Consider the following 20,460-nt stretch of genomic DNA (forward strand, 5'->3'; position numbering starts at 1 on the left):
CCGCTCCGGCTGCTCCGGCGGCACCTCGCGGCGATGACTTCGGACGTGGAACTCGGTCATCAACGGAGTAGGAGCACAGCCGCCCACTTCGAGCAGAGGAGACCCCGATGCGGCAACCGACACCCCACCCCGCCCTGCGGCAGCTGGACATCCTGGTGGGGGAGTGGGACATGTGGGCCGCCGGCCGCAGCGCCGGCCCCTTCCGGACGGAGTTCGCCTGGGCGGAGAGCGGCGCCTTCCTCGTCCAGCGCGCGGACGTCGGCCCCGAGACCGCCCTCCCCGGCGTGTGGGCCACCCACGCCCCCTTCCCCACCGTCTCCCTGACCGGCTACGACGACACCACCGAGCAGTACACCGTCCTCTACGCCGACGGCCGCGGCGTGTCCCGCGTCTACCAGGGCAGCATGACCGACCGCACCTGGCGCCAGTGGCGAGCGGCCCCCGGCTTCCACCAGCGCCTCACGGCCACCGTCAGCCCCGATGGCACCACGATCGAGGGCCGCTGGGAGCAGTCACCCGACGGCGAGAAGTGGACGACGGACTTCGACGTGACGTTCGTCCGCACGGGGAAACCGAGCAGCTGAGGGCAATGGTCCGCGCAGGGCCATTGCCGCGGGAAACGTCATTTGAGTAGCCTGTGTTCGTTATTCCGATCGGCTGTTGAAATCTCGAACGCAGCCTCTGACATCCAAGGGAGGGGGCCGGACGTGGGACGCCTCGTACCAGCCGTGACCCGAGCTCTCGACATTCTCGAGCTCTTCCTCGACGGGGACGGCACACTCTCCGCCCCCGACATCGTGCGCAAGCTCCAGCTGCCGCGCACCACCGTCCACGAGCTGGTGACCACGCTCGCCGCCCGGTCGTACATCGTCCAGGTACCGGGTCAGCCGGGACGCTACCGGCTCGGGGTGCGGCCTTACCAGCTCGGCAGCCGGTACGCCGAGCAGCTCGACCTCGCGGCCGAGGGGCAGCAGGTCGCCCGGTCCGTCGCCGAGACCTGCGACGAGACCGTGCACGTGGCCATTCTCGAGGGCACCGACGTCATCTACATCGCCAAGGTCGACTCGACGCACGCGGTGCGGATGGTCTCCGCCGCCGGACGCCGGCTGCCCGCGCACTGCACCTCCGTCGGCAAGATGCTGCTGGCCTCCCTTCCCGAGCAGGAGCTCACCGCACGTGTCCCCGACAATGCCGAGCTCGTCGCCATGACACCCAACAGCATCACCGACCCCGGCGCCCTGCGCGAGGCCCTTGCCGGGATTCGGGAGCGGGGGATCGCCGTCGAGAGGCGGGAGTCCAACCCGGACGTGTCCTGCGTGGCCGCGCCCGTGCGGGACCGTACCGGGCAGGTCGTGGCCGCCCTCTCCATCTCCGTGCCCATGATCCGCTGGAGCGACGAGCGCCGCGTCGAGCTGGAGCAGCTCGCCGCCAAGGGTGCCGCCGAGCTGTCGGAGCGGCTCGGACACCGGAGCGTGGCATGACGGCGCAGCAGTACGAGGTCGCCGTGCGGGCCGAGGCCGAGCTCGGTGAGGGGCCGACCTGGGACGCGGCGACCGGGCGGCTGCTGTGGATCGACATCCTGGGGTCGCGGGTCCACAGCTACGATCCCGTCTCCGGGCGTCGCACCGTCCGTACGACCCCGCAGCACGTCGGCGCCGTCAAGCCGCGCGTCGGCGGTGGCCTCGTGCTGAACCTCAGGGACGGCGTAGGACTGCTGGACGCCGACGACGGCTTCCGCTGGCTGCGCCACGAGCCCGTCCCGGGCCGCCGCGCCAACGACGCCGCCGTCGCTCCCGACGGCTCCCTGTGGGCCGGCACGATGCGCTACGACGAGGCGCCGGGCGGCGGCACCCTGTCCCGGCTCACCGGTGACGGCTCGGCCGAGGTGATCCTCGACGACGTGGCGGTGAGCAACGGCACGGGCTGGAGCCCGGACGGGCGGCTCATGTACTACATCGACTCGCCGACGCGCCGGGTCGACGTCTTCGACCACGAGGGCGGGCGGGTCGTGAACAGGCGGCCGTTCGTCACGATCGAGGACGGCGCCGGGTTCCCCGACGGGCTCACGGTCGACGCCGAGGGCTGCGTCTGGGTGGCCCTCTGGGAGGGCGCGGCCGTACGCCGCTACACGCCGGCCGGCGAGCTGGACCGGGTGATCCCACTGCCGGTGCCCAGGGTCACCGCCTGCGCGTTCGCCGGTCCCGACCTGACCGACCTGTACATCACGACGGCCCGAGTGGGACTGGCCTCACCGCCCCCGCTGTCGGGCTCGGTGTTCGTCGTGCCGGGGGCGGGGAAGGGCCTGCCACAACCGGCGTTCGCCGGCTGACGTTCCCGGGGCGGGGGGCTCGTCGTGGGCAACCGCCAGCCCGCTGCCTGCACTCCCCGCCCGCTGACGTCCCCGTGGCGCGGAGACCTCGGCCGTGGGCTACCGCAACCCCGCCGCCTTCAGCTCCTCCGCCGTCAACGGCGGCCCGCTCAACGCCGGTTTGAGTGGGCCGGCCAACGCCGCCAGCAGTACCGACGGGGTCAGCAGCACCTCCGCGCCCCGCTCCAGGGACGTCACATCCGTCACCCTTCGGGCGATGCGGCCGTTGCCGGTGGCCGTGTACATCAGCCGGTCGACGTACGCCGCCACGAGCCGTTCCCTGAGCGTGGGCCCGTTCTCCGTGACGCCGGGGTAGAACACGTCCTGCCCGATGGCCATGTCCCAGGCCGCGCCGACCGGCCGGGCCACCGCCCGCTGGACCGCGCGCGCCGTTCCCGGTGCCGCCCATCCCTGACGCCCTATCACGTTCCGTAGGAGCAGAGCGCTTTGGGCGGCCACGGCGAGCCCGTGCCCGTACACCGGGTTGAACGCGGCGAGCGCGTCGCCGAGGACGACGAAGTTCCGTGGCCACACCGGCATCCGCTCGTAGAAGTACCGGCGGTTGACCGTGGCCCGGGTGACCGACACGTCGGACAGCGGCTCGGCGTTCGCCAGCAGCTCGCCGATCAGCGGGTGCCGCAGTTCCTCCCGGGCGAACCGTACGAAGTCCTCGGCGTCGGCGGACGGTTCGCCGCCGCGGGTGCCGGAGAGGGTGACGATCCACCGGCCGTCCTCGATGGGCAGCAGGAACCCGGCCCGGCCGGGCTTGCCGTCGCGCGGATCGGGCTGGACGTTGATGACCGGGAAGCCCTCCCGGGCCGGCTCGGGGGCGAGGAAGAGCCGGCTGGAGTACGCCAGGCCCGAGTCGACCTCGCGCCGCTCCGGCGCGGGCAGCCCGAGGGCGGACAGCCAGCGGGGCGCCCCGGAGCCGCGGCCGGTGGCGTCCACGACCAGGCCGGCCTCCAGGGTGCGTTCGGCGCCGTCGTGCGTGCGGATCCGTACGCCGGTCACCGCGGCGTCCGTACCGGCCAGGCCGACCGCCTCGGCCCGCTCGACGAGTTCGACCCGCTCGTCGGCGAGGACCTGCGCGCGGATCGTCGCGTCCAGCAGGTCCCGCCCGGCCAGGATCACATGGTGCGACTCGGGCCAGCGCCGGAACCAGCCCCGCCGCGACAGGGCGACGATGTCCGTCGTGACCGGCAGCCGGTGCGCCCCGGCGGCCCGCAGCGCCTCGTCGATCCCGGGCAGCAGTTCCGCGACGGCCCGCGCCCCGCCCGACCACAGCATGTGCGCGTGCCGAGCCTGCGGCAGGCACTTGCGGGGCGCGGCCCCCTCGGGCAGGGCGTCGCGTTCCACGACGACGACCCGGTCCACGAACTCGGTCAGTGCGCGGGCCGCGAGCATGCCGGTGTGGGAACCCCCGAGGACGACGGCTCTGGTGGCCTCGGGGGTGTGGTGTTCAGTCATGCGCGAGCACTCTCTGCCAGGGCGGCCGCGCGGGCGCGTACCGCCTTGATGTCGTCGGGGCGGCGGAGGACTCGGGACACGGCCTGGATCTCCCGCAGCAGATACGCGGTGTCCGGGCCGGACGGGGAGGCGGTGCTCTCGGTCTCGGGGGACCGCTTCCTGGTCTCGACGGCGTCCAGGATCGTCACGGCCGCGGCGAGGGCCTCCGCCCGGGCGGGCTCGAAACCGAGGGCCAGGGCCGCGGTGTACGACCGGCCGCGCAGGTCCTCGTCGAGGTGCCGGGACACCTGGAGCAGCCCGTCGCGGATGAACGTCTCACGGCGGATCAGGCGCAGTTCGCCGGTGCCGCGCAGGGCGAGGGGCTCGCGGCCGCCGGTGACGGACCGCAGCAGCAGATACAGGGGCCGCAGCCGCAGGCGGCGCAGCCGGATCCGCCAGCGCTCGTGCAGGTACTGGCCGGCGTGCGGGATGATGAAGCCCACCGCGACCAGCGATGCGGAGACGCAGGCGGCCGACGGCGCCAGGTCGGTGCTGAGCCAGTCCAGGTCGTGACCCAGCCACCGGGCGACGACGGCGGTGAGCTTGGACGCGTCGAAGAGCAGGTTCGTCGCGTAGCCCACGCCCAGGAACCGCAGGCCCCAGCGCAGCCAGGCGTCGAGGCCGTCGGTGCGGATCCAGTTCCAGATCAGCCGGGCCGTGATGGTGCAGGCCACTGTGTGCGCGAGGAGGTAGAGCAGGATCATCTCGCGCATGAAGGGCGTGGTGGCGTAGTACGTGTCGAGGTCCCGCAACCGTTCCACGGGGGCGTCGGCGAGCGCGAAGAGCGTCCACAGGGCGGCGACCACGCCCGCGTACACGGAGACGACCCAGCGGGTCGCGCGGCGCGTCGCGGTCGAGCCGTCGGAGAGACCGTTGCGCCAGGCGATGATCAGCAGCAGCCAGGACGCGCAGAGCGCGGTGATCAGGGAGTACACCCAGGGCGCCGAGATGTTCGGCACGCCGGTGACACGGTTGGTCCAGGCGATGGTGTTCGGCGCCGCGAAGACGAACACGGCGCAGGCGAACAGCAGCAGCCCGCCGACGGCACGCAGCAGCGGGTCCCGCCACATCTTGAGGATGCTCGGCAGCTTGATCGCCAGGGCGGCGGTCAGGATGACGGTCGGGATCCAGAACGAGATGTACATGTCGCCGAGGAGGTCGGAGGGTTCCTGGGCCAGCGGGCCGATCACCGCGCCGTCCCCCGGTTTCCGTTCCCGCCACCGCTTCCGCTTCCGCGATACCCCATCGAACGCTGCACGGGCCCGAGCGGCGCGTCCGGGCCCCGCCCCGACAGCAACGGCCGGAAGGCGGCGGCCAGTCGGTGCCCGAAGTCGTCGGCCTCGGCCTCGTGCCGTTCCCGGGAGCCGTCGCGGGCGGCCACCGCGAGGGCGACGTCCTTCCACCCGGGCCGGTCGGCCAGGGCGTGCACGGCCGCCGTGCCGGCGGTGTGGTCGTGCCCGTGCCCGGTGTGCAGATGCCACAACTCATGGCCGAGGATGACCAGTTGCTGCACCGCCTCGGCCCGCTCCTCGACGATGACCAGGTCGAAGTCCTGGAACTCCACCCACAGCCCGGTCACCTCGATCTCGTCGGGGAACCGCTCGAAGCGCAGCTCGACGGGCCGCCCGTCGCGCCGCGCGCTCATCTCCGCGCACAGCGCGTGGCACAACTCGCGTACGCCGGCCGGGGGGTGGGGTCTGGCACGCAGGGTGGCGCTGAGATCGGAGGCCAGGTCGCGCATCGCCGAGGCGCCGTGAGAGCGCCGCGGTCGTAGCAGCGAAACGACCCGGGCCGCCCTCTTGCGCGCGCCCGCGATGTCCATCGCACCCCCTGTTCCTCCGCCGCTCGGCGGGCTGTTCGAGCCTACGCGTCCCGAACTGTCCGCGTCATGTGAACCGGCGACCGTTGTTCAACCGGTAACGACCACTACCGAGCGGATGCCCCGACCGGCCGCTGCCAGACCTCGTCCGACCCCTGCCCCGGGCAGCGCCGCCCCATCCGTAATTCGTGCACGAGGCATTGACTAGAAAGCGCTTCCACCCTACGGTCCCGTTCGAAGTTACGTGCGCAATTCGAAATGCCGAACAGTTAGGGCGGGGAATGGGACGACCTGACCTGAATCGCAGGCAACTTCTGGCCACCGCCGGGGGATTGGCGGTGGCCGGCAGCTTCGGCTTCGCGGCACTGGGCACCGGCGCCGACGCGCTCGCCTCCAGTGCCCGCACCCGGGTGCGGTACTGGAACCTCTTCCAGGGCGGCGACGGCAACAACCAGGTCGCCATGGCCGCCGCCGGCAACCGCGCGCCGGAACTCGCGGTCATGCACCAGGGCCGCATCCCCGGCTTCGCACCCGGCCGACCTCCTCGACCCCTGGGACATCGACCCGCTCGCCGAGTTCGGCGTACGGGAGGCCGACTTCAACCCCGTGCTGTGGCAGCGCGGCATCGTCGACGGCGAGCTCTACGCCCTGCCCCTCGACATCCACGTCCAGCTGAGTTTCTACCGCAAGGACGTCTGCGAGAAGGCGGGCCTCCTCGACGCCGACGGCCGGCTCCCCTCCGCCACCTCCCCCGACGAGTGGTTCGAGATCCTCAAGGCGGCCAAGGGGCAGCTGAAGAAGGGCGTGCAGACGCTCGGCCTGCACGCCAACGACGCCAACTTCTGCTGGTGGTTCTTCGTCGCCTTCTACCAGCAGCTCCAGGGCACCTACTTCAACGACGACCAGACCGAGCTCACCTTCGACGTCGACAAGGCGACCCAGGTCCTGGAGTTCTTCCGCAAGCACGTCACCGACGGCTACGTCACCCTCGGCGCGACCGACGGCGAGGCCTTCCTCGCCGGTTCGCCCTTCACCTGGGAGGGCAACTGGTCGGTGCCGTACTTCAACGCGGAGAAGGTCGAGTACGGCGCCCAACCGCTGCCCCCGGTCTTCGGCCGGCCCGCCACCCACGCCGAGTCGCACTCCTTCGTGCTGCCCCACCAGGCCGACCGGGGCGGCGCCGCCAACGAGGGTGCGCACCGTCTCGCCGCCTACCTGGTCACCCACGCCACCACCTGGGCCAACGGCGGCCACATCCCCGCTTACCTGCCCACCTTCAAGGACCCGGCGTATCTGAAACTCGCCCCCCAGAACGAGTACTCCAAGCCCGCCATGGACCACCCGGCCACCGAACCCCACATCTGGTTCGCGGGCTCCACCGGCATCCTCGCCACGCGCATCGGCCCGATCATCGCCGCCGCCAACCTCGGCTCCGTCAGCCCGCAGGCCGCGGCGGGCCGTATGAGATCCGCCCTGGCGCAGCTGCTCGCCGCCCACAACCCCATGAGCGGCCTGACCGCCGCCGAGGAGCTGAAGGGAGCCGGCGCATGAGCAGCACCACGAGCACGGTCGCCGCCGGAACGCTGCGCCCCCGCGCGGCCACCGCCGCCGACTCGGCACGCCTGCGCTGGTCGAACCGCTTCCAGCACGGCGGCTGGTTCGTCGCCCCGTTCTTCGTCCTGTACGGCCTCTTCGTCATCCTGCCGGTCGTCCGCGGCCTCTACCTCAGCTTCACCGACGCCAACATCTCCGGCGACCACACCAGCTTCGTCGGCCTCGACAACTACCGCGAGGCCCTCCAGGACGACCTGGTGTGGTCCTCCCTCGGGCACAGCCTGCGGTTCACTCTGTACGTCGTCCCCGCCATCGTCGTCGTAGCCCTGCTGATGGCGCTCATCGCCCACCACACGCTCCACTTCAAGTGGCTGTGGCGGCTCTGCTTCTTCGCCCCCTTCCTGCTCCCCTCCGCGGTGATCGGCAACCTGTGGTGGTGGCTGTTCCAGCCCACCAACGGCATGGTCAACCACGTCCTCGGCCTGGACACGCCCTGGCTGACCCAGAAGTCGACGGCCCTGCTCGCGATCGTGATCGCCACCCTGTGGTGGACGGTCGGCTTCTCCTTCCTCCTCTACCTGGCCGCCCTGCAGAACATCCCCCACCACCTCTACGAGGCGGCCGAGCTGGACGGCGCGAACGCCTTCCAGCGACTGCTCCACATCACGGTCCCCAACCTGCGCAACATCACCGGCCTGGTGATCGCGCTCCAGGTCCTCGCCTCGCTCCAGGTCTTCGACCAGGCCGTGGTGATGTACCAGTTCGGCCCGGGGCCGGAGGACTCGACGCGCACCTTCGTCCAGTACACGCTCGAACAGGGCTTCACCAGCTACCGCGTCGGCTACGCCTCCGCGATCTCCTTCATCCTGTTCCTGATCATCGCGGCCGTCGCCCTCGGACGGATGTGGCTGCTGCGCCGGCGCGAGGAGTACACCCGATGACAACTCCCGTACTGCGCACGCCCCGCAGCACCTGGACCCCGGGCCAGATCGCCCTGACCCTGGTCGCCGCCGCCCTCTCGGCGATCTGGCTGGCCCCGCTGCTGTGGGCCCTGTCCACGTCCCTCAAGACCCCGACAGAGTCCGTGGCCGCCCCGCACTGGATCCCCGAGGACTTCACCCTGGAGTCCTGGAGGGGCGTCATCGAGGCCGGCAACATCCCCAACTGGTTCGTGAACTCGGTCGTGGTCTCCGTCTGCGTCACCTTCATCGTGCTGCTGGTGTCGTCGCTGGCCGGATACGGCTTCGCCCGCACGGAGTTCCGCGGCAAGTCGGCCCTGATGGCGCTCACGATGGCGGGCCTGATGTTCTCCCCGGCCGTCCTGGGCGTCCCCCTGTTCACCACCGTGCAGTCGCTAGGGATGGTCGACACCTACTGGGGCATGATCCTGCCGCAGTGCGCGCCCGCCGCGATGGTCTACATCCTCTACAAGTTCTTCCAGTCCCTGCCGCGCGAGCTGGAGGAGGCCGCCTTCATCGACGGCGCCGGCCGCTGGCGGATCTTCTTCACGATCGTGCTCCCCGCTGTCGAAGCCGTCGCTGTCGGCGGTCGGCATCTTCACGTTCATCGCGTCCTGGAACAACTTCATCTGGCCGTACATGGTGACCAACAACCCCGACCTGATGACCATGCCGAACGGCATCGCCACCGTGCAGAACGCCTTCGGCATCGTCTGGCCCCAGCTCATGGCCGGCGGCATCATCGCGGGCCTGCCGCTGATCGCCGTGTTCGTCTTCTTCCAGAGCCAGATCGTGCGGGGCGTGGCCCACACAGGTCTGGCAGGCCAGTAAGCGACAAGAGGAGACCCCGCCTTGAAGCGCCGGAGACTCACGACCCTGCTCGCCGCCGCCGTACTCGCCCTGCTGCCGACCACCACGGCACAGGCGGAGCCGACGTACCCCGACCCCCAGCCCCTCACCGGTCAGCAGATCATCCACGACCCGACGATCATCCGCCTCAGGTCAGGCGGCTACGTGGCCTATTCGACGGGCGGCGTGCTCGGCGCCCGGCTCTCCAAGGACCTCAGGCACTGGGACGACGCCGGCAACGCCTTCGCCGAGCCGCCGAGTTGGTGGTACGAGTACAACGACAGCGGCGACCCGTGGGCGCCCGACATCTCCTACCGGGCAGGCAGGTACTGGCTCTACTACGCCGTGTCGAGCTGGGGCACCAACCACTCCGCGATCGGCGTGGCCACGTCCCGCTCCGGCCTGCCCGGCACCTGGACCGACCACGGCAAGGTCCTCACGTCCGAGACCACCGACTCCTGGAACGCGATCGACCCGGCGCTCGTCCAGGCGGACGGCAGGCTGTGGATGTCGTTCGGCTCGTACTGGACGGGCATCCGCATGGTCGAGCTGAACCCGCGTACGGGCAAGGCGGCACAGGGAGCCCCGGTCCACCACCTGGCGACCCGCCCGGACGCTCCGTACGCGGTGGAGGGCCCGTACATCGTCAAGCACGGCCGCTACTACTACCTCTTCGCGTCCTACGACCAGTGCTGCGCGGGCGTGAACTCGACGTACAAGATCAGGGTGGGCAGGTCGACGACCGTGACAGGCCCGTACATGGACAGCGAGGGCAAGCCACTGCTGGAGGGCGGGGGAGACCTGCTCCTCGCGGGCCACGGACGGTATGTCGGCACCGGCGGCCAGTCGGTATTCCGAGCCCGAGACGGCCAGGACTGGCTGGCGTACCACTACTACGACGCAGAGGGCGAGGGCACCCCCAAGCTAGGGCTGAACCGCCTGAGCTGGACAAGTACCGGCTGGCCAAAGGCTTTTTAGGGGCGCGGGGCTGTGTCCATATGCGGCTCCGCCGCGTGGGCGCGAGCAACCCCCACGCACCCGCACCCGCCAACGACTCAGAACGACCCCCTTCGAAAGGCGACCATGCACACCGCCCGTTTCACCCTCGACCCCGCCTTCACCATCGGCGAGGTAAACCCCCGACTCTTCGGCAGCTTCGTAGAACACCTCGGCCGCTGCGTCTACACCGGCATCTTCGAACCGGACCACCCCACAGCCGACGACAAGGGCCTACGCCAGGACGTCCTGAACCTCGTCCGCGAACTCGGCGTCACCACCATCCGCTACCCGGGCGGCAACTTCGTCTCGGGCTACAAGTGGGAAGACTCCGTCGGCCCCGCCGAAGACCGCCCCCGCCGCCTCGACCTCGCTTGGCACTCGACGGAGACCAACCGCTTCGGCCTCTCCGAGTACATCGCCTTCCTCCGCAAGATCGGCCCCCAGTCCGAACCCATGATGGCCATCAACCTCGGCACACGCGGCGTCGCGGAGGCCCTCGAGCTCCAGGAGTACGCCAACCACGCCGAGGGCACCGCCCTGTCCGACCTCCGTGTCGCCCACGGCGACAAGGACCCCTTCGGCATCAAGCTCTGGTGCCTCGGCAACGAGATGGACGGCCCCTGGCAGACCGGCCACAAGACGGCGGAGGAATACGGCCGCATCGCCGCCGAAACGGCCCGCGCCATGCGCCAGATGGACCCCAAGGTCGAACTCGTCGCCTGCGGCTCCTCCAGCCAGTCCATGCCGACCTTCGCCGAGTGGGAGGCGACGGTCCTGAAGGAGACGTACGACCTCGTCGACTACATCTCGCTGCACGCCTACTACTGGCCGCAGGACGGCGACTTCGACTCCTTCCTCGCCTCCGCCGTCGACATGGAGTCCTTCATCGAGAACGTCGTCGCGACGGCCGACCACGTGGGCGCGCGGCTGAAGTCCAAGAAGAAGATCAACCTCTCCTTCGACGAGTGGAACGTCTGGTACCTGCCCGAGTGGGAGGAGCACGCCAAGTCGCAGGAGGACTGGCCGGAGGCCCCCCGTCTCCTGGAGGACAACTACAGCGTCATGGACGCGGTCGTCTTCGGCTCGCTCCTCATCGCCCTGCTCCGCCACGCCGACCGCGTCACCGTCGCCTGCCTCGCGCAACTCGTCAACGTCATCGCCCCGATCATGACCGAGCCGGGCGGCCCGGCCTGGCGGCAGACGACGTTCTTCCCCTTCGCGCAGGCCGCCAAGTACGGCCGTGGCCAGGTCCTGGACGTCCGGGTGGACTCCCCGACGTACGAGACGAAGAAGTACGGCCAGGCCGACCTGCTGCACGCCACGGCCGTACGCGCCGAGGACGGAACGGTCACCGTCTTCGCCGTCAACCGCAGCCGTACCGAGGCGCTGCCTCTGGAAGTCGCCCTGAACGGTCTCGACCTGACGACGGTCGTCGAGCACAGCGCCCTCGCGGACGCCGACCCCGACGCCCGCAACACCCTCGACGACCCCGAGCGGGTGGCCCCACACCAGGTCCAGGGCGCCGAGCTGAAGGACGGCCGCCTCACCGCCGTACTGGAACCGTTGTCCTGGAACGTGATCCGGCTGGGCTGATGTCCACACCTTGGACACCCGTCCAAATCTCGGACACTCTCAGCCCGCCCTCAGTTTGATGCCCTAAAGTCCGGTCCCGTCCATCCCTACCAACCCGGTAGGAAACCTTGGAAAGACGGGACCGGCCGCATGCGCACGCTGATACTGCTCGCCCTCGCGGGCCTCGGAGCCCAGCTCGTGGACGGCAGCCTCGGCATGGCCTACGGCGTGACGTCGACGACTCTGCTGCTGGCCATGGGCACCAACCCGGCCGCCGCCTCGGCCACGGTCCATCTCGCCGAGATCGGTACGACGCTGATGTCGGGCGCCTCGCACTGGCGGTTCGGGAACGTCGACTGGAAGGTCGTGGGGAAGATCGGCGTGCCCGGCGCGGTCGGGTCCTTCCTCGGCGCGACGGTCCTGTCGAAGCTGTCGACCGAGGTGGCCGCACCGCTGATGTCGCTCATCCTGCTGGGTCTGGGCGTGTACGTCATGTCCCGGTTCACCTTCCGGGGTCTGCCCAAGGACCGGGTGGGCCTGCCGCTGCGGCGCCGCTTCCTCACCCCGCTCGGACTGGTCGCCGGCTTCCTGGACGCGACCGGCGGCGGGGGCTGGGGGCCGGTCGGTACGCCCGCCCTCCTAGCCTCCGGGCGGATGGAGCCGCGCAAGGTCATCGGTTCGATCGACACCAGCGAGTTCCTGGTGGCGGTGGCGGCGAGCCTGGGCTTCCTTCTCTCGCTGGGCTCGCAGGGCATCGACTTCGTGTGGGTCGCCGCCTTCCTCGTCGGCGGCCTGGTCGCCGCGCCGATCGCCGCGTGGCTGGTGCGCATCCTGCCGCCACGGGTGCTGGGTTCGGCGGTCGGCGGCGTCATCCTCGTCACCAACGTCCGCACCCTGCTGAACAGCGACTGGATCGCGGCGTCCGGAGCGACGGCCGTAGCGGTCTACGTCGCCCTGTACGCGCTGTGGGCCGCCGCCCTGACGTACTCGATCCGCGCCCACCTGAGGGAGGGGAAGGCGGCCGGGGCCGAGCCCGTCGAGGAACGGCAGCCGGTCAGCGCCTGACTGGGCCTGACTGGGCCTGACTGTCAAGGTCGCCTTGTAGCCGTCGGACACGCTGTCACCGAGTGCCGTCACGGGCGGGGCGACCTCGCCGTACTCGGAAAACACCACGTAGAGCGAAGAAGAGCTGCCCGGTGTGAATGTTCTCGCCGCCTGTGTACGAGTCGTGGGTGAAGGCCATATCCGCGGGTGCCTGGGGAAACCGGGATCCATCACTCAACTCGCTTGTGAATGGCCGGAGTTCGACCTGGCTGGAATTCAGGGGGCTCCCTACGATTCCAACGCCTCCGGCCTTCACAGAAACCCCACTGTTTCTTCAAGGGTTCTGCGAGCGGGAGGCTCAGCCACCCCCCAACCCCAGGGAGAGATCCATGGCACGTGGACTCCTGAGACTCCTGCTGAGCGGCGGCGCGCTGGCCGCTCTGCTCACCGGCGCGCTGCCCGCGCAGGCGGCGCCGGCGTTCGAGGACCCGCCCCCGGACAAGATCGTCATCAAGGTCGCCACGGTGAACGGCTCCGGCTGCCCGCAGGGCACCACGGCGGTCGCCGTCTCCGAGGACAACACCGCCTTCACGGTCACCTACAGCGACTACCTCGCCCAGGTCGGCGGCAACTCCGACCCCACGGCGTTCCGCAAGAACTGCCAGCTCAACCTGGTCGTGCACGTCCCGCAGGGCTTCACGTACGCCATCGCCAGCGCCGACTACCGCGGCTTCGCGGCCCTCCAGCCCGGCGCGAGCGCCATCCAGCGAGCCTCGTACTACTTCCAGGGCTCCCCGAACACCCAGTTCCGCAGCCACCCCTTCAGCGGCCCCCTCAACGACAACTGGCAGGCCACCGACAGCACCGACTGGGCCCAACTGGTCTGGGCACCCTGTGGAGTTCAGCGCAACTTCAACATCAACACCGAGCTGAGGGTAAACGCGGGCACGTCCTCGCCGGACAAGGTCAGCTTCATGACGATGGACTCGACGGACGGGGACATCAGCACGGTGTACCACCTGGCGTGGAAGGAGTGCCCGGGCAAGTAGCCGCGGGATTCGTAGTTCCGCCCGTACGTGGTTCCGCCCGTACGTAGTTCTGCCGACGCCGGGGCTCCGGTCCGTTGTCATGACCGGGGCCCACGGTGGTACGGCGGGACGGGGGCGGGGATCCAGGGTGGCGGCCGTGGCGCCGGTGGCGATCAGGACGGTGCGGCGACCGATCGTGGTGGGGGTTGCTGCCTCTGCTGTGCCCTTCAAAGATGAGCCTGTCATGGGCACGGCACCGTAAGGAGGGATGCTGTTGATGAGCTGTCAGTTGAAAAAGTGACGGCTCGTCAAGTTTGTTGTCAGGTCAGCACGGACGGTGGCGGGCCCGAACCTCCGGCAAATGTCCACACCAGCGCACCAGGAGTTCATGCCGGCCTGGCCGTCCACCACATCCATCGCGCCGCGCGCCGTCTTGCCGCCGAAGTGTCCGCCTTGGGAATCGCGCTGCAACCGTCAGGAACGCAGTAAGGCGACAGGTCCGGTGAAGGAGTTGGCGTATTCGGTGACCCGACGGTCATAGCGGTGAAGCAGGTCGCCGGAATGCGTCGTGGAACGTCATCGGGCGGCTGGCCGTCTCCCTCTTCTGCGTGCTTTCATCCTGTCGCTATCTGTTCAATCGAAGGGAACCGCAGGTCATGAGCTTCACGCCGCAGATTGAAACGGCTGAGATAGCCGACGCCGCTCTGGACAACGTCTCCGGTGGTCAGGCGGGCGGTGCCGCTGCCTCCGGCGGTATCGCGGGCGCCCTCTCCGGCGGCCTTGCCGGCGGTCTCTCCGAGTCCGTGTCCGCCGTCGCCTGCGCCGACGTGTTCGCCGCGGTCTCGCCCGAGGGTGTCGCGCTGGGCGTGCACGCGCACGCTGCCGCCGCTCACTGACGAAATGCGCGCAACGGGCCCCTGGAATTTCGTTCCGGGGGCCCGTTGGCTTGTGTCCACTTGTATTGGTTCGTATTTCCTCGCTTGCTGTCGCAGTGTCACAAACGTGTGCGGAAACGGCTCCCGCTCCGTGTGATCAGGCGGAACCATCGCTCTCACGAGGCATGATCCCCGGGACATTCCGACTCCGGGGGGACTTCTCATGGCTCACGCAGCCCGTTCACGCCGTATCGCCGCCGTACTGGCCGCTCTCTCGCTCGGCATCATGGCGCTGACCGCATGCAACGGCGACGCCGAGGGGGACACAGCCGCACCGAGCGCGACGGCGACCCCATCCCCTACGTCCCCTGCGGGTACGGGCCAGGGCTCCGACGCGCCCACGACGGCCGTCCCGGGTGACGGCGGCAGCGCGAGCGGGGGCTCCTCCGGCAGCGGTGGCAGCACCCCGCGGCCGTCGGAGGCCGGGTCCGACGACGGCCAGGACGGAGGCGTGGGCATGTGCGAGACGACCGACCTGAGTTACGACGTCACCGTCGCGTCCAGGCCCGTCAACCACGCCTTGCTGACCGCGAAGAACAAGGGCAGCGACCCCTGTCTGCTGCCGGCCAACGAGTTGGTGATCACGATTCCGGGGCTCGACGGCGCCGCCGAGCACATGGGACCCGCGGGCAAGGACTGGATTCTGAAGGCCGGCGAGCGCGCCTACGCCGGGATCATGTTCTCGCGCGCCGACACGGCGGGCGGCAAGAGCGCCGACAAGGTGGAGATCGCGCTCACCCCCGCCGAGAGCCCCACGACCGTGCCGGTCGGCGATGGCCCCGTCACGGTCAACGACGGCCAGGTCACCAGCTTCTTCGGCACCGCTGAGGACGCGCTCACCTACTGACGATCCGGTCGACGACCTCCATGGCCTGCTCCGGGTGCTCCTCGAACCAGTTGCCGAGGCGCTCCCGGACGGCTTCCCGGACACAGACCCGCACGTCTGTGTTGCCCAGTTGCCCGCGCGTGGCGCCGAGGAACTCGGGGCGGTCGAGCTTCACCGACACGATTGCCGTGAGGCCCTGGCCGACCCGGTCGGCGGCGGGAACGGAGTTCGCCGTCGGCAGCCCCCGGTCCCGGGCGTACGCGGTGACCGCGGCGGTCACTCCGTCGCGGAAGCCGTCCACGTGCGTGCCGCCGTGGGGAGTGGGCAGGCTGTTGGCGAAGCTGCGGATTCTCTCTCCGTGAGAGCCGCTCCAGAGGAGGGCCACCTCCATCGTGCCCGCCATCCGCGGGTCCTCCTGCTCGAAGCCGATGACGTCCGGTTGAAGGGTCGCCCCTGCCTCCGCGTCGAGGGCGGCCACGAAGTCCCGCACTCCATCCGGAAACCGGAACCGTACCGCCCGGACCTCGCCCGACAGGCCCTCGTCGGTCAGCGAGATCCCCAGGCCCTTGTTGAGGAAGGCCAACTGCCGGAAACGCTCTGCCAGCACGGCGAACGAGCAGCGCGTCGTCTCGAAGATCTCGGTGTCGGGCCAGAAGGCGATGGTCGTCCCGCTTCCGGTCGCGGACCCCACGGCCGAGGGCGGGGCGAGAGCGACACCGCGCGCGTACTCCTGGACCCATCGGACCCCCTCGCACCGCACCTCGGCCGTCAGTCGGCTCGAAAGGGCGTTGGCGACGACGAGTCCCACACCGACAGGGCCGACGGCCGCGAGGTTCCGGCCACCGGGCGCCGACCCGGCGTACTGACTCGTCAGCAGGGCTTCGAGGCCCGTGCCGCCGGAGTCACCGGAGGCTCGGGCCTCGAAAGGAACCCCCGGCCCGTCGTCGGTGACCCGCACGCCTCCGTCGGCCGTGAGCGTGACGTCGACGGAACCGGCACCCTTGGCCAGGACCTCGTTCACCGCCTGGCCGACGACCTCGAACACCAACTGATGCAAGCCGCGTTGGCCGATCGAGCCGACGTATATCCCCGGCCGCTTCCGAATGGCCGCCCGCCCCTCCAGCACCTCGATTCGGGCAGCGTCGTACCCCATGCCATCCCCACTCATGAAGACCCCTCCCATGGCGTCCGGCAGACCTCCCCAGCTTAGGAGGAATCCAGGAAAACACCAGGTCAGAGCCGTTTGGTCGAGGCCCCGGACGGGCGGGTGAGGGCGTGCGGGGAGGCGGTCGGCGCAGGGGCCGCGCACTGTGCCGGGAGCGCGTCCGGGGACCCGCCGAAGCCGCGTACGGCCCCGTTCCGAGCGCCCCTGAGGCCCTCAATCATCGGCTCGAACCGATGGCGGCGGGTACCAGTGCCTCTCAAGCAGGGTGCGGTGTACTAGCGAACGCTCCCGCACACGTGGGTGACGAGGTCGGCCCAGGCGGTGGGGGAGAGGGTGAGCTGGGGGCCCTGCTGGTTCTTGGAGTCGCGGACGTGGATGGTGTGGGGGGAGGTGGCGACCTCTACGCAGTCGCCGTCGCCGCCGCTGCTGTAGCTGCTCTTGAACCAGGCCAGTTCGCTGGTGCTCATAGCTCTCCTCGCATCCGCTGCAACAGGCTCACGGAGTCTTCAACGGTGAGAGCCTGCGCAAGCATCCTGGCATACCGCCTTTGGAGGACGCTGACCTCTTTCCCGTCGGAGATGAGCAGACCGCCTCGCTGTCCCTCGCAGTAGGCGAACCATTTGTTCTCCGGAGTTTCCAGGAGTTGCATCGGGCCGTCGAGCCCTGCGTGTGTCTCCCGCACAGTCGGCATGATCTGGATCTCTACGTTTCGCAGTTCGGCGATCTCCAGCACGTGGTCGATGAGATTCCGGGTTACCTCCGCCCCTCCGGTCCGGCGACGGAAGAGGTGCTCCTCCAGGACGAAGGCGAACGCCGTGTTCGGTCGCTCGCGCAGCAGTTGCTGACGTTCCGCCCTCGCGGCCCACTGTGCCTCGATCTGTTCGTCGCTCAGAGGCGGCAGCTGGTTCGTGAACAACGTCCGCGCGTACGCCTCCGTCTGCAACAGCCCCGGAACCAACCGGCATTCATACGTGTACAGCGTGATCGCCGTGGTCTCCAGCTGCGCCCATCGCCGAAACCAAGCCGCCAACCCCGGCTGCCGAGCCAGATGCCGCGCCGCCTTCCGCAGGGCTCCCGTGTTCCCCAACACCGGCTCCGACCGCTCCGAAAACGTCGGATCCGGCATCCGCCGCCCCAACTCCACCGAAGCCACGGAGTGTTTGGACAGCCCCACCAGGTCCCCGAACTCCTCCCGGCTCAACCCCGCATGCTCCCGCAACGCTTGCACGACCGCCCCGAACGTCCGCAGACTGTCCGAGGACTCCGGCTCGCCGCCTGCCGCAGCCGCACCCGTCCCCACCGCGCCATCGACCACTGTCGGTCACCTCCCGGGCTCATGGTCACGGCTAGTGACAAGTACTGTCCAGCCCGTAACCGCGTACGCTCCCGCAGCGTACGCGCCGCCCACCTGGTGAACCGCCCGTCACAGCGGCCAGATTGAGCGCATGCCAGCACCGCTCACCCCCCAATCGCCGCTCACCGTACGTATGTTCAGCCAGCGCCTCAGTGCAACGCCCCGCGGCGCCCGCCTCGCCCGGCACCTCGCCCTGGCCCAGCTCCACACCTGGGGCATCCCGCACGGCAGCAGTGCCTCCGACGCCGTCGCCCTGATCGTCGCCGAGTTGGCCGCGAATGCCGTCACGCACGGCCGAGTCCCCGGGCGGGACTTCGAGCTGCGGCTGTCGCTGCCGACGGGCAGCATCCGGGTCGAGGTCAGTGATACGCGTGCCGGGACCCGGCCCTCGAAACCCGGGGACGTACGGCCCTCAAGTCCTCTCGACGAGCACGGCCGAGGCCTCGTCCTCGTCGAGGCGCTGGCCGACCGGTGGGAGGTGGTGGACCGTGACGCGGCACCCGGAAAGACGGTCCGTGCCGAGGTGGACCTGCCGGGGTGGCTGTCGCTCAACGGCCCTGCCCCGCTGGGTTAGGGCCTGTCCGGCGGATCATGCCGGCGTCGCGCGGCCCGGCACGCTCACCTGCGTCGACGAGGTTGCCGTTTCTTGCAGGCGGCCTGATCCGCCGGTCAGGCCCTAGCTCCAGAGCCCGTCCAGCCGCAAGCGCGCGGCGTACAGCCCCTCGGGGCTTCCGGCGAGGACCAGCCCCTCGGATGTCAGGGCAAGCGTGGTGCACGCGTGCAGCAGGGGAAGGGCGCGCATCCTGCCGGAGGAGACGTGCCACAGGTGCAACTCCGCGTCGTTCCAGGCGACGGCGAGCACCGGACCGACGGAGGTGTCGGTCGCCGCGAGCGCCGTGGCCAGGCACCCGCGCTGCTCCACGGGGACCGGCATGGGGTCACCCGAGGTCTCCCACATGCGTACCGAGCCGTCCAGCGCCGCGCTGAAGGTGAGGGTCAGGTCATCGGCGGTGAGGCGGAGACAGGCGGCGGCGGTGACGGGCTGGTCGTGGACGCGGAAGGAGCGCGGCGTGTCCTGGTAGTCGCTCAGGGACCATGCGTGGAGGTTGCCGCCCCGGTCGCCGACGATGGCGTACGGGCTCCGCGGGCCGCCGTTGCCGAGTGCGGTCACCTGGGCTGCGTCGTCGGCGAGGGCTGCCGCACCGTGGCGCTCGGCGATCTGCCCGAGCATGAACCCGGCGATGGGATCGTCCTCGGGCACGAGCGGCAGCAGCACGCCGGTCTGGTCGAGCAGCAGGGCCGAGCCGGCGTCGCGTGGAGCGATGGAGACGGGGCGCGTGGACGGCGGTGAACCGGCCGATTCCGCTGCGGCGCCGGTGTCCATGTCGTACGACCGGATCCGCCCCGTGACATCGGCCGTCAGCAGACGCCGTTCGTCGCCCGGCACCGGTGCCAGCGCGGCGATCGGCAGGTCCGGCCTCGCCCACACCGCCGACCACCAGTGCCGCTGGGCGAGCGGGCGCAGGTACTCGGCCAGGGCCGCGTCGGTGCCTGCGGCGGCGGTGTGCAGCAGGGCGGCACGTTCGGCGCTGTCGGTGCGGTACGCCGTCAGCTCGGGTGCGGCACGTCTCCACACCTGGCGGAGCTGTCCGGGCACCGGGATGCGTTCGTCGGCGAGTGTGGCCGTGAGCGCGGTGGCCGAGCCGTGCGCAAGGAACCCGGGGTCGGCCAGCAGGCTGCGTACGGCGGCGCCTTCGTCGTCGGTTCGCAGGGCCGCGTCGAGGATGTGGCGGAGGGCGGGGTCGGGCGCCCGCGACCAGTCAGGCCGTCCGTCGGGCGTGTGCGGAACGGTCGTGACAAGCTCCGTGAACGAGCTCTTTCCGGGGCTCTCATGGTCGCCGGGTACGGCGGTGCGGCCGCCGACCAGGTCGATGATCTCGGCACCGTCCGCGGGCAGCAGTCCGGAGTCGCCGATCTCCACGGCGGCGCGCACGTGGGGGAGTGACAGCAAGGGCTCCAGGAGGCCGGCGGCCAGGGTCGCCGGTGCCGCTGCGGACAGATCCGCGGGGCCCGCCCCGGACCGGTGCAGATCGGCTACGAGGAGCAGCAACGGCCGCTCGTCCTGGCTCACCCGGTCCAGCAGGCGTGCGGGGGAGAGGGGGCCGTAGCCGAGTTGGCGCCCCAGTTCCCACGCGAAGGTCTCGGCCGTCAGCCCCTCGGCCAGGACGGTGGCGTGGACGGTCGTCCGCGGGTGGCCGGTGGACCCGGCCAGGAACCAGGCGAGCAGTTGGCTCTTGCCGCTTCCTGCGGCGCCCCGTACCAGGCACAACCGCCGCCCGGTCCCACTGTCGTCGGCCGCCCAGTCGAGCAACTGCCCTGCGGCGGCCTGCTTTTCGTCGTCCAACGGCGGCCAGGAGGCGATGTCCGGTACGGCGGCACCGACGGTCATGGCGTGCTGCTCTCCCTCGTTCATGTTCCGCGT

Annotated in this window: 18 protein-coding genes and 2 pseudogenes; 13 read left to right on the plus strand and 7 right to left on the minus strand. The window is 70.3% G+C overall.

Translation table 11 applies throughout. From position 1 onward, the window contains the following. Positions 1 to 107: 107 nt before the first annotated feature. The 3 genes from IF78_RS45045 to IF78_RS0115790 all read left to right on the plus strand — a co-directional run bounded on the left by IF78_RS45045 (position 108) and on the right by IF78_RS0115790 (position 2,329). A complete protein-coding gene (locus tag IF78_RS45045) occupies positions 108 to 584 on the plus strand; it encodes a hypothetical protein (RefSeq protein ID WP_051827910.1) in 477 nt (158 codons plus the stop codon). A 123-nt stretch (positions 585 to 707) separates the two neighbouring features. Continuing rightward, positions 708 to 1,481 (plus strand): IclR family transcriptional regulator, encoded by a 774-nt coding sequence (locus tag IF78_RS0115785; RefSeq protein ID WP_031476144.1) that lies wholly within the window; start codon positions 708 to 710, stop codon positions 1,479 to 1,481. Beyond that, complete coding sequence (locus tag IF78_RS0115790; RefSeq protein WP_031476145.1) at positions 1,478 to 2,329, plus strand: SMP-30/gluconolactonase/LRE family protein; 852 nt, start codon at positions 1,478 to 1,480, stop codon at positions 2,327 to 2,329. The genes IF78_RS0115785 and IF78_RS0115790 overlap by 4 nt, the downstream gene beginning before the upstream one ends. 99 nt (positions 2,330 to 2,428) lie before the next feature. Here IF78_RS0115790 and IF78_RS0115795 read toward each other — a convergent pair whose 3' ends face one another. From IF78_RS0115795 to IF78_RS43660, 3 genes are read right to left on the minus strand one after another with little or no spacing between them, the layout of a single operon-like run. Beyond that, positions 2,429 to 3,772 (minus strand): NAD(P)/FAD-dependent oxidoreductase, encoded by a 1,344-nt coding sequence (locus IF78_RS0115795; RefSeq protein ID WP_037640607.1) that lies wholly within the window; start codon positions 3,770 to 3,772, stop codon positions 2,429 to 2,431. A 59-nt stretch (positions 3,773 to 3,831) separates the two neighbouring features. Then, on the minus strand, positions 3,832 to 5,019 hold the full coding sequence (locus tag IF78_RS0115800) for an MAB_1171c family putative transporter (RefSeq protein ID WP_051827941.1): 1,188 nt from the start codon (positions 5,017 to 5,019) through the stop codon (positions 3,832 to 3,834). A gap of 41 nt (positions 5,020 to 5,060) precedes the next feature. Further along, positions 5,061 to 5,696: a hypothetical protein gene (locus tag IF78_RS43660; protein ID WP_031476149.1), complete on the minus strand. Its 636-nt coding sequence runs from the start codon at positions 5,694 to 5,696 to the stop codon at positions 5,061 to 5,063. Between the two features lie 278 nt (positions 5,697 to 5,974). On the opposite strand from IF78_RS43660, the pseudogene IF78_RS43665 reads away from it, so the two are divergent. From IF78_RS43665 to IF78_RS43675, 9 genes and pseudogenes are all read left to right on the plus strand, one after another. Next, positions 5,975 to 7,244 (plus strand): annotated as a pseudogene (locus IF78_RS43665) (extracellular solute-binding protein). Continuing rightward, complete coding sequence (locus IF78_RS0115815) at positions 7,241 to 8,188, plus strand: carbohydrate ABC transporter permease (RefSeq protein ID WP_031476151.1); 948 nt, start codon at positions 7,241 to 7,243, stop codon at positions 8,186 to 8,188. Before IF78_RS43665 ends, IF78_RS0115815 begins: the two are co-directional and overlap by 4 nt. After that, positions 8,185 to 9,037 (plus strand): annotated as a pseudogene (locus IF78_RS43670) (carbohydrate ABC transporter permease). Before IF78_RS0115815 ends, IF78_RS43670 begins: the two are co-directional and overlap by 4 nt. A gap of 21 nt (positions 9,038 to 9,058) precedes the next feature. After that, on the plus strand, positions 9,059 to 10,033 hold the full coding sequence (locus IF78_RS0115825; protein WP_031476153.1) for an arabinan endo-1,5-alpha-L-arabinosidase: 975 nt from the start codon (positions 9,059 to 9,061) through the stop codon (positions 10,031 to 10,033). Positions 10,034 to 10,138: 105 nt separating this feature from the next. Then, positions 10,139 to 11,647, plus strand: coding sequence for an arabinosylfuranosidase ArfA (gene arfA / locus IF78_RS0115830; RefSeq protein ID WP_031476155.1), 1,509 nt, complete (start codon positions 10,139 to 10,141; stop codon positions 11,645 to 11,647). A 129-nt stretch (positions 11,648 to 11,776) separates the two neighbouring features. Next, a complete protein-coding gene (locus IF78_RS0115835) occupies positions 11,777 to 12,691 on the plus strand; it encodes a sulfite exporter TauE/SafE family protein (protein ID WP_031476157.1) in 915 nt (304 codons plus the stop codon). Between the two features lie 368 nt (positions 12,692 to 13,059). Beyond that, complete coding sequence (locus IF78_RS0115840; protein WP_031476159.1) at positions 13,060 to 13,719, plus strand: DUF4360 domain-containing protein; 660 nt, start codon at positions 13,060 to 13,062, stop codon at positions 13,717 to 13,719. Positions 13,720 to 14,354: 635 nt separating this feature from the next. Then, positions 14,355 to 14,594: a hypothetical protein gene (locus IF78_RS0115845; RefSeq protein ID WP_031476161.1), complete on the plus strand. Its 240-nt coding sequence runs from the start codon at positions 14,355 to 14,357 to the stop codon at positions 14,592 to 14,594. Positions 14,595 to 14,796: 202 nt separating this feature from the next. Then, positions 14,797 to 15,480, plus strand: coding sequence for a DUF4232 domain-containing protein (locus IF78_RS43675; protein ID WP_037640562.1), 684 nt, complete (start codon positions 14,797 to 14,799; stop codon positions 15,478 to 15,480). Here the strand turns inward: IF78_RS43675 and IF78_RS0115855 are convergent. The 3 genes from IF78_RS0115855 to IF78_RS0115865 form a co-directional block, all read right to left on the minus strand. Next, positions 15,470 to 16,612: an ATP-binding protein gene (locus IF78_RS0115855; RefSeq protein ID WP_031476163.1), complete on the minus strand. Its 1,143-nt coding sequence runs from the start codon at positions 16,610 to 16,612 to the stop codon at positions 15,470 to 15,472. The two genes, IF78_RS43675 and IF78_RS0115855, sit on opposite strands and share 11 nt — an antisense overlap. Before the next feature lie 287 nt (positions 16,613 to 16,899). After that, entirely contained in the window at positions 16,900 to 17,091 is a 192-nt protein-coding gene (locus tag IF78_RS0115860) for a DUF397 domain-containing protein (RefSeq protein ID WP_031476165.1), read from the minus strand. After that, entirely contained in the window at positions 17,088 to 17,939 is an 852-nt protein-coding gene (locus tag IF78_RS0115865; RefSeq protein WP_031476167.1) for a helix-turn-helix domain-containing protein, read from the minus strand. Before IF78_RS0115865 ends, IF78_RS0115860 begins: the two co-directional genes overlap by 4 nt. A 130-nt stretch (positions 17,940 to 18,069) precedes the next feature. Here IF78_RS0115865 and IF78_RS0115870 point away from each other — a divergent pair, with 130 nt between their 5' ends. Continuing rightward, entirely contained in the window at positions 18,070 to 18,552 is a 483-nt protein-coding gene (locus tag IF78_RS0115870; RefSeq protein ID WP_031476169.1) for an ATP-binding protein, read from the plus strand. A 102-nt stretch (positions 18,553 to 18,654) separates the two neighbouring features. On the opposite strand, the gene IF78_RS0115875 is transcribed toward IF78_RS0115870, so the two are convergent. Continuing rightward, a complete protein-coding gene (locus IF78_RS0115875) occupies positions 18,655 to 20,451 on the minus strand; it encodes a hypothetical protein (RefSeq protein ID WP_107049944.1) in 1,797 nt (598 codons plus the stop codon). Positions 20,452 to 20,460: the final 9 nt, after the last annotated feature.

Origin of the sequence: Streptomyces bicolor, from assembly GCF_000719285.1 — a bacterium.
In the GTDB taxonomy this organism is placed as follows: domain Bacteria; phylum Actinomycetota; class Actinomycetes; order Streptomycetales; family Streptomycetaceae; genus Streptomyces; species Streptomyces bicolor.

What these genes read in the sequence shown, in the direction of transcription:
- IF78_RS45045 (WP_051827910.1), top strand. Translation starts at nt 108, where the DNA reads ATGCGGCAACCGACACCCCACCCCGCCCTGCGGCAGCTGGACATCCTG.
- IF78_RS0115790 (WP_031476145.1), top strand. Translation starts at nt 1,478, where the DNA reads ATGACGGCGCAGCAGTACGAGGTCGCCGTGCGGGCCGAGGCCGAGCTC.
- IF78_RS0115795 (WP_037640607.1), bottom strand. Translation starts at nt 3,772, where the DNA reads ATGCTCGCGGCCCGCGCACTGACCGAGTTCGTGGACCGGGTCGTCGTC.
- IF78_RS0115800 (WP_051827941.1), bottom strand. Translation starts at nt 5,019, where the DNA reads ATGTACATCTCGTTCTGGATCCCGACCGTCATCCTGACCGCCGCCCTG.
- IF78_RS43660 (WP_031476149.1), bottom strand. Translation starts at nt 5,696, where the DNA reads ATGGACATCGCGGGCGCGCGCAAGAGGGCGGCCCGGGTCGTTTCGCTG.
- IF78_RS0115815 (WP_031476151.1), top strand. Translation starts at nt 7,241, where the DNA reads ATGAGCAGCACCACGAGCACGGTCGCCGCCGGAACGCTGCGCCCCCGC.
- arfA (WP_031476155.1), top strand. Translation starts at nt 10,139, where the DNA reads ATGCACACCGCCCGTTTCACCCTCGACCCCGCCTTCACCATCGGCGAG.
- IF78_RS0115835 (WP_031476157.1), top strand. Translation starts at nt 11,777, where the DNA reads ATGCGCACGCTGATACTGCTCGCCCTCGCGGGCCTCGGAGCCCAGCTC.
- IF78_RS0115840 (WP_031476159.1), top strand. Translation starts at nt 13,060, where the DNA reads ATGGCACGTGGACTCCTGAGACTCCTGCTGAGCGGCGGCGCGCTGGCC.
- IF78_RS0115845 (WP_031476161.1), top strand. Translation starts at nt 14,355, where the DNA reads ATGAGCTTCACGCCGCAGATTGAAACGGCTGAGATAGCCGACGCCGCT.
- IF78_RS43675 (WP_037640562.1), top strand. Translation starts at nt 14,797, where the DNA reads ATGGCTCACGCAGCCCGTTCACGCCGTATCGCCGCCGTACTGGCCGCT.
- IF78_RS0115855 (WP_031476163.1), bottom strand. Translation starts at nt 16,612, where the DNA reads ATGGGGTACGACGCTGCCCGAATCGAGGTGCTGGAGGGGCGGGCGGCC.
- IF78_RS0115860 (WP_031476165.1), bottom strand. Translation starts at nt 17,091, where the DNA reads ATGAGCACCAGCGAACTGGCCTGGTTCAAGAGCAGCTACAGCAGCGGC.
- IF78_RS0115870 (WP_031476169.1), top strand. Translation starts at nt 18,070, where the DNA reads ATGCCAGCACCGCTCACCCCCCAATCGCCGCTCACCGTACGTATGTTC.
- IF78_RS0115875 (WP_107049944.1), bottom strand. Translation starts at nt 20,451, where the DNA reads ATGAACGAGGGAGAGCAGCACGCCATGACCGTCGGTGCCGCCGTACCG.